The organism is Streptomyces sp. NRRL B-3229 (assembly GCF_000719505.1).
In the GTDB taxonomy this organism is placed as follows: Bacteria; Actinomycetota; Actinomycetes; order Streptomycetales; family Streptomycetaceae; genus Streptomyces; species Streptomyces griseorubiginosus.
In genome coordinates, this window is the sequence record NZ_JOGP01000001.1 from 312,296 (window position 1) to 324,598 (window position 12,303).

Below are 12,303 nucleotides of genomic sequence, written 5' to 3' on the forward strand. Positions count from 1 at the left end.
GCCCCTCTCTCAAGACCTGGAGACCGATGTCTTTCCGCACCACCGACTACGTCGAGGACGTGTCGCCCGGCAGCGGGGCCCTCCCGCCCCGCGCCTGGTACGCATCCTCCGACGCGAAGGCGCTGCCCCTCGACGGCGCCTGGCGCTTCCGTCTGTCGGCCACCGCCGACGCCGAGGACGAATCCTTCGCCGAGGAGGGATACGACGCCGCCGGCTGGGCCGAGGTCACGGTCCCCGGGCACTGGGTCCTCCAGGGCGAGGGCGCCTTCGGGCTGCCGATCTACACCAACCACCTCTACCCGTTCCCGGTGGACCCGCCGCACGTGCCGACGGAGAACCCGACCGGCGACCACCTGCGCGTGTTCGACCTGCCGGAGGACTGGCCCGCGGAGGGGGGCGCGGTCGTCCGGTTCGACGGCGTCGAGTCCTGCGCCCGGGTCTGGCTCAACGGCACGGACCTCGGCGAGTTCAAGGGCTCCCGGCTCGCGCACGAGTTCGCCGTGGGCCATCTGCTGAAGCCCAAGGGCAACGTCCTCGCGGTCCGGGTGCATCAGTGGTCGGCGGGGTCCTACCTGGAGGACCAGGACCAGTGGTGGCTGCCGGGCATCTTCCGTGAGGTGACCCTGCTGCACCGCCCGGCGGGCAGCGCCCAGGACTTCTTCGTGCACGCCTCCTACGACCACGTCACGGGCGAGGGCACCCTGCGCGTGGACTCCGACGTCGACGGACGGGTCCTGGTGCCCGCCCTGGACATCGATGTCGCGACCAGCGAGCCCGTGACGGCCCCGGTGGAGCCGTGGAGCGCCGAGAGTCCCCGGCTCTACGACGGCGAGCTGGTCACCGAGGGCGAGCGGATCCCGCTCAGGATCGGCTTCCGCACGGTCGCGCTCGAGGACGGCCTGATCAAGGTCAACGGCAAGGCGGTCCTCTTCAAGGGCGTCAACCGGCACGAGTGGCACCCCGAGAAGGGCCGCACCCTCGACCTCGCGACCATGCGCGAGGACGTGCTGCTGATGAAGCGGCACAACATCAACGCCGTGCGCACCTCGCACTACCCGCCGCACCCGGCCTTCCTGGACCTGTGCGACGAGTTGGGCCTGTGGGTCGTCGACGAGTGCGACCTGGAGACCCACGGCTTCACCGAGCAGGAGTGGCGGGACAACCCCGTCGACGACGACCGCTGGACCCCGGCCCTCCTGGACCGCGCGGCCCGCATGGTCGAGCGGGACAAGAACCACCCCTCGATCGTCTTCTGGTCGCTGGGCAACGAGGCCGGCACCGGCCGCGGCCTGACCGCGATGGCCGAGTGGATCCACGGGCGCGACCCGGAACGGCTCGTCCACTACGAGGGCGACTGGAACTGCCGGGACACCGACGTCTACTCCCGCATGTACGCCGACCACGCCGAGGTCGAGCAGATCGGCAAGGAGCTGGACGGCGGCACCCTGGGGCGCCGGAAGCTGCCGTTCATCCAGTGCGAGTACGGCCACGCCATGGGCAACGGCCCCGGCGGCATCGCCGACTACCAGGAGCTCTTCGAGAAGTACGAGCGGCTCCAGGGCGGCTTCATCTGGGAGTGGATCGACCACGGCGTCAAGCACCCCGAGCTGGGCTACGCCTACGGCGGTGACTTCGGCGAGGAGCTGCACGACGGCAACTTCGTCTGCGACGGCCTGGTCTTCCCGGACCGCACGCCCTCCCCCGGCCTCCTGGAGTACAAGAAGGTCATCGAGCCGGTCTCCATCGAGGGCTCCGACGGAACCGTGCGGGTGACGAACAAGTACGACTTCGCCGACCTGTCCGCCCTCGCCTTCGAGTGGTCGTACCAGGTGGACGGCGAGACCGTCGAGGCGGGCACGCTGTCGGTGCCGGCGCTGGCACCCGGCGAGTCCGCCGACCTGAAGCTCCCCGAGCCGCCCGCCCACGCGGACGGCCCGGAGACCCAGTGGACGGTACGGGCCCTGCTCGCCGCCGACACCGCGTGGGCGCCGAAGGACCATGTGGTCGCCTGGGGCCAGTTCCCGGCGGTCGCGGGCGTACGACCCTCCCTCGTGCCCTCCGCCTCACCCGTGCGCGAGGAGCGGCTGATCACGCTCGGCCCGGCCACCTTCGACGGCCGCACCGGCGCGCTGCGGACGATCGGCGGGGTCGCCGTCGAGAACCCGCGGCTGGACGTGTGGCGGGCGACGACCGACAACGACGACGGCACCGAGTGGAAGTCCGGGCTGTGCTACAGCACGCTGTGGCGGACCCTGGGCCTGCACCGGATGCGGCACCGTCTGGTGGGGGTGGACCTGGAGTCCCGGGCCCTGGTCGTGCGCACCCGGGTGGCGCCCGCGGCCCGCGAGGTGGGCCTGGCCGCCGAGTACCGGTGGACCTCGGACGGCTCGCGGCTGAAGCTGACCGTGTCCGTGACGCCCGAGGGACAGTGGACGGTGCCGCTGCCGCGGCTCGGCGTCCGGCTCGGGCTGTCCGCGGTGGGCTCCGCTGCCGCCTCTGCGGTCGGCTCTGCGGTCGGCTCTGCGGTCGGCTCTGCGGTCGACGAGGTCACGTGGTTCGGCGGCGGTCCCGGCGAGGCGTACCCGGACACCCGGGCGGCCTCCGAGGTCGGCCGCTGGAGCGCGACCGTGGACGCACTCCAGACGCCGTACCTGCGCCCACAGGAGAACGGCGCCCGCGCCGACGTGCGCTGGGTGGAGGTGGGGGGCCTCAGGATCGAGGGCGATCCGGAGTTCTCCTTCGCGGCCCGGCGCTGGACGACCGAGCAGCTGGACACGGCGACGCACCTGACCGACCTCGTGGCCGGCGAGACGGTGTGGGTCAGCCTCGACCACCGCCACCACGGCATCGGCACCGCGTCCTGCGGTCCGGGCGTGCTGCCGCAGTACCACCTGCTCGCCGAGCCGGCAGAGTTCTCCTTCGTGTTCTCGGAGGTCTCCGGATGACGTCCGGGTGGACCGTGATCTTCGGGTGATCGATTAGTCCAATTCACGGATCGATTAATCCATTGCCCGATTGATCGACATTCTGCGACGGTCATGGTGTACCCGCGGCCGGTCGGCCCTCCAAGCCGGCCGGCCGCGACTCCTGTTCCCAGCAAGGGAGTCCCAGCGTGCCCGGAAGCATCGAGGTCCGCGGTCTGTCCCGGACCTTCCACACCACCGTCCGCCGCCCCGGCCTCGCCGGCACCCTGCGCTCCCTGGTCAACCCCGAGCGGGTCGCCAAGCACGCGGTCTCGGACATCACCTTCGACGTGGCGCCCGGTGAGCTCCTCGCCCTGCTCGGCCCGAACGGTGCGGGCAAGTCCACCACCATCAAGATGCTGACCGGCATCCTCACGCCCACCTCGGGCGAGGCCCGCGTGGCGGGCGTGGTTCCGTACCAGGAACGCGAACGCAACGCCCGTAATATCGGCGCGGTCTTCGGCCAGCGCACCCAGCTGTGGTGGGACCTGCCGGTGCGGGAGTCGTTCTCGATCCTCCGGGACATCTACGAGGTGCCGAAGGCCGAACACGCGGCCCGGCTCGCGGAGTTCGACGCCATCCTGGAGCTGTCCACGTTCTGGGACACCCGGGTCCGCCATCTCTCCCTCGGCCAGCGGGTGCGCTGCGACCTGGCGGCCGCGCTGCTGCACGACCCGCCGGTGGTCTTCCTCGACGAGCCGACCATCGGCATGGACGTGGTGGTCAAGGAGCAGGTGCGGGAGTTCCTGCGCCACCAGGTCGAGGAGCGGGGCCGTACGGTCCTGCTGACCACCCACGACATGACCGAGGTGGAGCGGCTCGCCGAGCGGGTCGTGCTGATCAACCACGGCCGGCTCGTCCTGGACGGCAGCCTCGACGAGATCCGCCGCAAGTTCGGCTCGACCTGGCAGGTCAGGGCGACGTTCGCGGACGCGCACGCGGAGGTCGAGCCGCTGCCCGGGATCGCCGTACTGCGCAAGGACGGACCGCAGGTGGTCTTCGGCCCCGACGGACCGGACGCCCCGACGGTGCACCAGGCGCTGAAGGCGGTCATCGAGCGGTACGAGGTGACGGGCGTCGCCATCGACGAGGCGGACCTCGAAGACGTGATGCGGGCCGCGTACGTGCACGCCGAGGCGGTCTGAGATGGCGGTTCTGCACGCCTGGCGCGCCGCGCGCGTCACCCCGCTCGGCGAGCTGCACGCGCCGCCCCGGATGACGGCGGTCCTGGTCCGCCTCGTCGTCCAGGTGATCCTGGTGGCGTCCCTGTGGCACGGCCTGTACGCCCGCAGCGGCACCACCGCGGGGCTTTCCGAGGGGCAGGCGGTGACGTACGCCGTCCTGGCCGTACTGGCCTCCCGGCTGCGGGAGTTGGACCAGTACGCGGGCCGGGACACCGTGCTCCAGCACATGCACTTCGGGACGATCGTGTACTGGTACCTGCGCCCGCTGCCCCCGCAGCGGTACCACGCCCTGCGGGCGCTCGGCGAGCAGGTGTACGGCTTCGCGTGGGCCCTCGGCGGCTATCTGGTGTGTCTCGCGGCGGGGGTGGTGGACCCGCCCAAGTCCGCGGCTGTGGCAGGGGTGTTCGTGCTGAGCCTGCTCCTCGGCCAGGTGGTCCTGTACAACGTGATGCTGCTCCTTGACCAGTTGTGCTTCTGGACGGTCCGCAACAACGCGGCCATGCTGATCCTGATCTTCGCGCAGAACCTGCTGTCCGGGGTGTACGCGCCGTTGTGGTTCTTCCCGGACTGGTTCATCACGCTGAGCGGATTCCTGCCGTTCCAGGCGACGTTGAGCGTGCCGCTGTCGATCTACATCGGCCGTATCCCGCTGTCGGACGCCGGCGGGCAGCTGGCGGTCCAGGCCGGCTGGGCCGTGGCGCTCACCCTGTTCACCCGTTTCCTGTGGCGGCGTGCCGCCCGCCGTGTCATCTCCCAGGGAGGCTGAGGCCGATGAACGGCGTCCGGATCGCATGGCGCGTCACGCGTCTCAACTTCCGTGCCCAACTGGAGTATCGGACCGAGTTTCTGCTGATGATCGCGATCGGGGCGATCTGGCAGGTGTCAGTGATCGTGTTCGCGACGGTGCTGCTGACCCGGTTCACCGGGATGGGCGGCTGGGACAGCTCGGAGGTGCTGCTGATCCCTGCGACGCGGATGCTCGCGCACGGTCTGTTCGTCCTCTTCCTCGGCCGGGTGCACGGCTCGGGCCGGCAGATCCAGGAGGGCAGGATCGACATCTACCTGACCCGCCCGATGCCGGTGCACCGCCAGCTCCAGCTGGAGTTCTTCCCCACGAACGCGATAGGCGACCTGACGGTCGCGGTCGGCCTGATGGTGGGCGCTCTGAGCCGCAGCCAGCTCGACTGGACACCGGGCCGGATCTCCTACCTCGTCGCGGCGGTCATCGGCGGCATGTTCCTGGAGGCGGCCCTCTTCACGGCGGTCGCCTCGGCGGGCCTGCGCTATCCGGCGGCGGACTACTGGAGCCGCTGGCTGGAGGAACTCCTCGGCACCTTCGGCAGCTACCCCCTGAACGTCCTCCCGAAGGCGGTCGGCGGCCTGCTGACCTACGGCCTCCCCCTCGCCTTCGTCGCCTACTTCCCGGCAGCGGTCCTGACCGGCCACGGCCACGACACGGGCGTCCCGTACTGGCTCGCGGCCGTGTCACCGCTGGTGGGGGTGGCGGCGTATCTGGGCTCACGGGTGCTGTGGCGGTGGAGCCTTCGGCATTATGCGGGGATCGGCGGGTGAGACACCTGCCACCGGAGTCACCTCACGGGGTGCTGCCGTCAGGCCCCGCGGATCGGCGTGAACAGGGCGGCTGTCGCGACGAGTACGCAGCAGGCGCCCGCCGTCAGGCCGACCGGGGTGGTGCCCTGGTGTTCCGCTGCCCAGGTGAGGAGGGCCGCGCCGAGGGGGGCCGCGGCGTAGTGGAGGGTCCAGAAGGCCGAGGTGACGCGGCCCAGGAGGGGTTCGGGGGTGATCTCCTGGCGCAGGGACATGGAGCAGGTGCCCGCCATGCCGCCGCCGGCGAGGAAGAGGGCGCCCAGGGCCGCGACGACCGGGACCTGCCCGGTCCAGGCGATACCGGTGACGGCGAGCCCGCACAGGGCGACGGAACCGGTCCAGACCGCGCCGAAGCCGAACCAGCGACGTAGCCGGGCCACCAGCAGCGCCCCTGTGATGGTGCCGAGCGCGCCGACGGCCATGACGGTGCCGACCGTGCCGTCGTCGCGGCCGAGGTCCTGCTTGAGGCGGTAGATCAGCAGGTCGTTGAGGCCGAGGGTGAGGAAGCTGAACACGAACAGCAGCACGGTGAGCGAGCGCAGCACGGGCTGTTTTCGCAGGAAGGCCGCTCCGGTGCGCAGATCCCGCCACAGCCCGGTGCGTTCGGCCGGGCCGGCCGGGCGGGCACGGAACCGCACGAAGACCGTGCAGAGCGCCGACACCCCGAAGCTGACCGCGTCGACGCCGACTGCCGTGGCGGGCCCGGTCCAGGCCGCGACGGCACCCGCGCAGACCGGCCCCAGCACGCCGGCCGCGGCGGCCGTGGCGTTCAACCGACCGTTCGCCTCGGTGAGTTGACCGATACTGACGAGGCTCCGTACGACGGTGACGTACCCGACGGCGAACAGCATCCCGACCGCCTCGCACACCGGCAGCACCCCGTACAGCAGCCACACCTGCGGCCCGAGGAGCCACACCACCGGGATCACGCCGTACAGCACCATCCGCACGAGGTCGCACCCGACGAGCAGCCGACGCCGGTCGACCCGGTCCACCACCACGCCCGCGAACACGGCCGCGATGACGGCGGCTGCCCCGCCCACCGCCGTCAACAGCCCCATGCGGGCGACGGATCCGGTCGCCTCCAGCACCAGCAGGGGCAGCGCGATCAGAGCGAAGGAATCACCGAGGACGGACAGGGTCTGGGCGGCCCAGAAGACGGCGAAGTCACGCTGCCGCCACAGGGGCCGCACCGGCGGAAGCGTGCGCCGGTCCGCCCCTCCGTCCCGCTGCGCCTCGCTCGTCACGGCCCTCCCCCGGTTGTCCGCCGGTCACCCTACGACCGGGAGCGACGGCTCGCATCGCATATTCCGACTGCTCGGACGCACCCTCGACGCCGGCGACCTGTCCCGGCACAGGTCCGTCGTACATAAAATGGCTAGCCAAAAACCTAGGCCCCCTAGGTAACCTGCTCCCATGAGCCCCCGCGCAGGTCTGACCGCCGAACGTCTCACCGTGGCCGCTGCCGATCTCGCCGACGAGGTCGGGTTCGAGAACGTCACGCTTGCCGGGCTGGCCAAGCGGTTCGGGGTGAAGGACGCGAGCCTGTACTCGCACGTCAGGAACCTTCAGGACCTGCGCGTCCGGGTCGCCCTGCTGGCCGGCGGCGAGATGATCGACCGGATCGCGGTCGCGGTGGCGGGGCGGGCCGGGAAGGACGCGCTGGCCGCCTTCGCCGGGGCCTATCGCGCGTACGCGCTCGAACGGCCGGGGCGGTACGCGGCCACCCAGATCCGTATCGACCAGTCGCTGATCGCCGGCACCCCCGCCCTGCGCCGCACCGTCGAGATCACCTACGGCATGCTCCGCGCCTACGGCCTGTCCGAGCCCGATCTCACCGATGCCGTACGCCTGTTGCGCGCCACTTTCCACGGCTACTGCGCCCTGGAGTCCACCGGCGGCTTCGGCGCGCCCCGTGAGGTACGGGCGTCCTGGGACAAGGCCGTCGACGCCCTGCACATCGCACTCGAGAACTGGCCCCAGGAGGAGACCACCGATGACTGACCTGTACTACGACACCACCGGCGACGGACCGACGCTGCTGATCATCCCGGGTGGCGCGGGCCATCCCATGGGGCTCGACGCGATGACGGACGTGCTCTCGCCGCACTTCACGGTCGTCGTCCTCGACCCCCTGGGCCTCGCCCACGGGCGGCTCGGCGAACCCGTCGCCGACCAGCGGGTCCAGGACTGGAGCGACCGTGCGCGGCGGGTGCTGGAGGCGACGTTGCCAGAGGGTGAGTCGGCGTATGTCTTCGGCACCAGTGCGGGTGCGATCGTCGCGCTCGACCTCCTCGCCCGGCATCCGGAGCGGCTGCGGCACGTCGTCGTCCACGAGCCGCCCTGCGTGGGGGTGTTGCCGGACGGGGCGCGGCAGCAGGCCCGGTTCGGGGAGATCTGCGACGTGTACCGGGCCAAGGGGCTTGCCGCGGCCGGCGCCCTGATGACCGCGGTACTGGAGGAGCGGGAGGTGGAAGGGGAGCTTCCCGACGGGCAACCGTTGCTCCGGGAGGAGGAGTTGACGAACCCCATGGCGCTCTCCCTCGCACATGTCCTTCGGCCCTTCACGGCCTACGTTCCCGAGACCGGGCCCTCCCCTGTCCGCCTCACCGTTGGCGCGGGCACCGACTCCCGCGGGCAACTCCTGCACCGCACCGCCGAGTTCCTCGCGAAGGACCGGCAGGCCGACCTCGTCGAGTTCCCCGGCGGCCACCTCGGCATCCTCCAGCATCCGACGGAGTTCGCGGAACGGCTCACGCGGACGCTCCTCGGGGCGGGCACACGGCCCCACTGACGGACGCCTCCCCGGCGGCCTCGCCAGGGGCAGCTTCCGCCGGGTCCACGGGGCTGAAAGCGTCGACCATGCGCAGCATGACCTCGACGGGGAGCGCCGGGTTCCGCGCCGCCGTTTCCACTCCTCCGCTCCTCAGGAGTTGCGTCAGGAGACGGACGGGCAGACGGGGGTGACGAGCGGCCGCGTCGCGGATGCTTTCGTGCGGATCCTCCAGCAGCCGTGCCGCGGCCACCGGGGACAGCCGCGGGTCGAGGGCAGCCCGGTGGCGCACTTCCTCGCTCGGATCGCGGCTGAACCTCTCCACCAGGTCAGCGGTGGACCGCGGGTCGTCGAGGGCCAGGCGGCGCATGCGCGGGCTGGGGTCGTCGGCGTACCGGAGGAGGTCCTCGCGGGGGAAGTTCGGGTGACCGCGCGGGCGGTCGGGGACTGTGAGACCGCCGTCCCACCACTGCCACACCCGCAGCAGCATCTCGGCGGGCGCGTCGTCGCAGGACTCGGCGAGGAAGAGCTGGACGACTCGGTCCTCGTCCCGGGCGAGGCGTTGGACCGCCTCCGGCGGGAGGTGCCGGGCTCGTGCGACGCTTCTGCGGACGAGGGGGTGGGAGGAGGCCGCCAGACGGCGCATGGCGTCCGGGTCGTCGTAGAGCGCCACGACCCAGTCGAGCGTGCGATACCGGGAGCCGGTGTCGAAGTCGTAGCGGATTCCGGCCCGTTGCCCCTCCGTGAGGTCGGCTCGCACGGACACCGTGAACCGCACGCCGGCGTCGGGGTCCTGGCCGAGCAGGGCGACCAGCTCCGGAGCCAGGCGGGGGTTTCCGGCGAGGGCTCGGCGCTCCGCCGGATCCCCGTGCCGGGCCAGGTGCGCGGCGAGTCCGGGGTCCAGGATGCAGCCCTCCAGCGCCTCCCTTCGCGACTCCAAGGTCTCGAACACCGCCCGTTCCATGGGGTGTTCCCGGTGGTGCAGCAGCAACGCCCGCGCCCGTACCGTGTCGTGGGAATCGGCCAGCAGCGCCTCTCGTGCCGGGGCGTCGAGGTGTGGCCACGCCGCCCGGCAGGCCACGGCTCGCACTCCGCCGTCGGGGTCGGCGGCCAACGCGACCGCCACGGAGGCCGGCAGGCCCTTGAGGCGGGCCGCCTCGGAGCGGACCCGCGCGGACGGATCGGTGGCGAGCCTCCGGCAGGCGTCCTCGGGGAGCTCGGCCCAGCGGTCGGCGGCCACCATGGTCAGCAGCCACCGGTGCCGCTCGTCCCGCTCCGCGAGGATCGTCCGGGCCCACTGCTCGGGCGTGATGTTCGGCTGGTGCTCGGCCGCCCTCGCACGACGGTTCCAGTCCGGATGGGCCAGGAGCGCGTCCACGACCTCCGCGGGCAGCGCGCGGTACATCCCGTACCCGGACCGGCCCGCCAGCCGGGGCCACAGTTCCTCGGGGGTCGCCGGGTTGAGCGAGAGCCCGTCCGCCCAGGCATTGAGCACCTTCTCCGTGGGTTTCGGGCCCTGGAACAGCCGCTCCCAGGCGGCGGCCCGGTCCTCCGGCGTCTCCTCGGCGGCCGCGCGGGCCGCCGCCTCGCGCCGCTCCCTGAGTCGGTCGACGGCAACGAGCCAGACCGCGTACTCCTCGGTCGTGACGCCCACCATGGCGTCCCCGTCCGGGGACAGTGTCAGGAACTCCGGCTGCCCCGGCCGCGGGCCCAGCACCCCGGCCAGGTCCCAGTCGCCGCCGAGCCGGACGCGTGTCCAACCGCCGTCTCCGGTACCGGGGACGGCGATGAGGAACACCCCGTCGCCGCCGAGGGTCCCCGCCTCGGACGCCAGCCGGTGCCACTGGGCGTTGAGCTCGGCGACCGGGTCGGGGCGGTCGTCCGCCACGACCACGGTCGGTTCGGTCTGCCATCCGGCGACATGGCGCCACGCCACGGACGCGGGCAGCACCTCCTCGACCCTGCGCTCCCCGACGACCTCCAGCCCGGCCCTGCCCAGCAGTTCGGTCAGTTCGCCGTTCCCACCCATGATCCTCATACTGCCCGAGCGACTCAGCCGACGGGGACGACGTGGACCCCGGAGCCGTCCAGCCGGACCCGCAGCTCCGGGCCCTCGCTCCACGCCACGGTCAACTCCCCCTCTCCCACGGCCCGTACGGTCACCCTCTCTTCCAGCGGCACCGCGTCGGCGTCGCCGGTGAGGCGGGCCAGTGCGGCGAACAGGGTGCCGCCGTCGCCCGTCACGCCGGTCAGCTCGCCGTCCAGGGCCACGGCGGGGAGGAGTTCGGTGCGGACTCCGTCCCGGGGGGCCCAGCCCGTGACGCGTACCGGGGTGCCGGGGGCGGCGCCGGTCACGAGGAAGGCGCGTACCTCCGCGGATCCACGGGCGAGGACGACGCCGGTGACGCGCGCGCCTCCGGCCGCCGTGTGCCGGGAGGCCGCCCAGTCCTCGCCGACCCCCAGCGGCTCGATCTCCGTACGGCTCGGATCACCGTCCAGGATCAGGCTGTTGTCGTACGACTCTGCGGGCTCCGTCACCGTGGAGTAGGCGAGGCGGGTGTAGTACGGGTCGTAACGGACGTCCTCGCTTCCGTGGTTGTGGAGACGGACGACGCCGTCCGAAGCGGTCGACTGGAGAAGCCAGTTGGGGGCGGCGATCGGCGTGAGCGCGTCGGCGCGCTCCGACGGGGCCGGTTCCTCCACCGCGGTCCACACCTCGTGGTCGGCCGGGAGGAGCAGGCCGAGGAAGCCCTTGCTGGCCCAGTACGGCGACGCCGGGCCCGAATAGCCCTGGAGGACCGCCGGGTCGGGGCCGTGCCAGCCGAGGGTGAGGAGACCGTGGGAGTCCACCGCGCCCCGGTCCAGGAAATACTTGAGGGCGCCGGAGGCCAGCCGCCGTGTCTCGCCCGGGGGCAGCGGGGTGTGGCCCGTCAGGGCGCCCAGCCACAGGGGGGCCGTGGTGGCGAAGCGGTACGTCAGGGAGCGGCCCTGGTGCATCGGGGCCCCGTCGGCGCCGAACAGGCGGGCGTAGTCCTGGAGATGGCGGGACAGTCGGCCGCCGTAGAGGTCCAGCAGCCGTTCGTCCCGCGCAAACCAGGCGTGCAGCACCGGGTAGAGGTGCATGGCCCAGCCGTTGTAGTAGTCGAACTTGCGGCCGTCGCCGTCGGTGTACCAGCCGTCGCCGACGTACCACTGCTCGATCCGCGTCAGGCCCCGGTCCACGGCCTTGCGGCACGCCTCGGGCTCGTGGCCGACCGACTCCAGGAAACCGGCGACGGTGACGGGGAACAGCTCCCAGTTGCAGGGCCAGGCCTCGGCGGTCAGCGCGTCGCCGAGCCAGGCCGCGGCCCGCTGCCGTACGCCGTCGTCGAGGCGGTCCCAGAGGGACTCCCGGGTCAGTCGCAGCGCGAACGCGATCGACGCCGCCTCCACCAGCGGCTGGCGGCGGTCCTCGACCCGGGGCCAGACGCCCGAGACCCCGGCCGCGAGACCCTCGGCGTACCGCTGGAGGGTGGCGCCGTCCGGGCGGAGGGCCGCCAGCAGGAACGTACGGGCGTAGCCCTCCAGGCCGTCGGAGAGGCGGCCCGTCCAGCTCTGGCGGTCGCCGGGGAAGTGGTAGAGGGCGCGGTCGTCGGTGGCGTACGGCTCCACGGCCGCGAGCAGCGAGTCGGCCGCGGCCTCCCAGTGGGCGCGCGTGTAGCCGGTGTACGGGCTGAGGGTGCGGTCCTCGGGAGGCAGCTGCATCGCTTCTTCCTTCTCGGCGGCCCGGAGGGCT

General features: G+C 72.2%; 9 protein-coding genes. 6 read left to right on the forward strand and 3 right to left on the reverse strand.

The features are described 5' to 3' along the window. Positions 1-26 precede the first annotated feature (26 nt). The 4 genes from IF54_RS0101400 (at position 27) to IF54_RS0101415 (ending at position 5,719) form a co-directional block, all read left to right on the forward strand. Entirely contained in the window at positions 27-2,945 is a 2,919-nt protein-coding gene (locus IF54_RS0101400; protein ID WP_030313533.1) for a glycoside hydrolase family 2 TIM barrel-domain containing protein, read from the forward strand. A gap of 167 nt (positions 2,946-3,112) precedes the next feature. Next, a complete protein-coding gene (locus tag IF54_RS0101405; protein WP_030313534.1) occupies positions 3,113-4,108 on the forward strand; it encodes an ABC transporter ATP-binding protein in 996 nt (331 codons plus the stop codon). A 1-nt stretch (position 4,109) separates the two neighbouring features. Continuing rightward, positions 4,110-4,913, forward strand: a complete 804-nt coding sequence (locus IF54_RS0101410) for an ABC transporter permease (RefSeq protein ID WP_030313535.1) — start codon at positions 4,110-4,112, stop codon at positions 4,911-4,913. A 5-nt stretch (positions 4,914-4,918) separates the two neighbouring features. Beyond that, complete coding sequence (locus IF54_RS0101415) at positions 4,919-5,719, forward strand: ABC transporter permease (RefSeq protein WP_030313537.1); 801 nt, start codon at positions 4,919-4,921, stop codon at positions 5,717-5,719. Positions 5,720-5,757: 38 nt separating this feature from the next. Here IF54_RS0101415 and IF54_RS0101420 read toward each other — a convergent pair whose 3' ends face one another. Next, positions 5,758-7,002, reverse strand: a complete 1,245-nt coding sequence (locus IF54_RS0101420) for an MFS transporter (RefSeq protein WP_030313538.1) — start codon at positions 7,000-7,002, stop codon at positions 5,758-5,760. A gap of 169 nt (positions 7,003-7,171) precedes the next feature. Between IF54_RS0101420 and IF54_RS0101425 the strand changes: the two genes are divergently transcribed. Together IF54_RS0101425 and IF54_RS0101430 are read left to right on the forward strand one after the other, a co-directional pair. Then, positions 7,172-7,759, forward strand: a complete 588-nt coding sequence (locus tag IF54_RS0101425) for a TetR/AcrR family transcriptional regulator (protein ID WP_030313540.1) — start codon at positions 7,172-7,174, stop codon at positions 7,757-7,759. Next, positions 7,752-8,549, forward strand: a complete 798-nt coding sequence (locus IF54_RS0101430) for an alpha/beta hydrolase (protein ID WP_030313542.1) — start codon at positions 7,752-7,754, stop codon at positions 8,547-8,549. Before IF54_RS0101425 ends, IF54_RS0101430 begins: the two co-directional genes overlap by 8 nt. Here the strand turns inward: IF54_RS0101430 and IF54_RS0101435 are convergent. Together IF54_RS0101435 and IF54_RS0101440 are read right to left on the reverse strand one after the other, a co-directional pair. Beyond that, positions 8,509-10,557, reverse strand: coding sequence for a PE-PGRS family protein (locus IF54_RS0101435; protein ID WP_234438892.1), 2,049 nt, complete (start codon positions 10,555-10,557; stop codon positions 8,509-8,511). The two genes, IF54_RS0101430 and IF54_RS0101435, sit on opposite strands and share 41 nt — an antisense overlap. 23 nt (positions 10,558-10,580) lie before the next feature. Beyond that, positions 10,581-12,272 carry a DUF2264 domain-containing protein gene (locus IF54_RS0101440; RefSeq protein ID WP_030313546.1) on the reverse strand — a complete coding sequence of 564 codons (1,692 nt, stop codon included), beginning with the start codon at positions 12,270-12,272 and terminating at the stop codon, positions 10,581-10,583. Positions 12,273-12,303 lie beyond the last annotated feature (31 nt).

Excerpts from the sequence above, each read along its gene's own strand:
- IF54_RS0101400 (WP_030313533.1), top strand. The coding sequence starts at position 27 with ATGTCTTTCCGCACCACCGACTACGTCGAGGACGTGTCGCCCGGCAGC.
- IF54_RS0101410 (WP_030313535.1), top strand. The coding sequence starts at position 4,110 with ATGGCGGTTCTGCACGCCTGGCGCGCCGCGCGCGTCACCCCGCTCGGC.
- IF54_RS0101415 (WP_030313537.1), top strand. The coding sequence starts at position 4,919 with ATGAACGGCGTCCGGATCGCATGGCGCGTCACGCGTCTCAACTTCCGT.
- IF54_RS0101425 (WP_030313540.1), top strand. The coding sequence starts at position 7,172 with ATGAGCCCCCGCGCAGGTCTGACCGCCGAACGTCTCACCGTGGCCGCT.
- IF54_RS0101430 (WP_030313542.1), top strand. The coding sequence starts at position 7,752 with ATGACTGACCTGTACTACGACACCACCGGCGACGGACCGACGCTGCTG.
- IF54_RS0101435 (WP_234438892.1), bottom strand. The coding sequence starts at position 10,557 with ATGGGTGGGAACGGCGAACTGACCGAACTGCTGGGCAGGGCCGGGCTG.
- IF54_RS0101440 (WP_030313546.1), bottom strand. The coding sequence starts at position 12,272 with ATGCAGCTGCCTCCCGAGGACCGCACCCTCAGCCCGTACACCGGCTAC.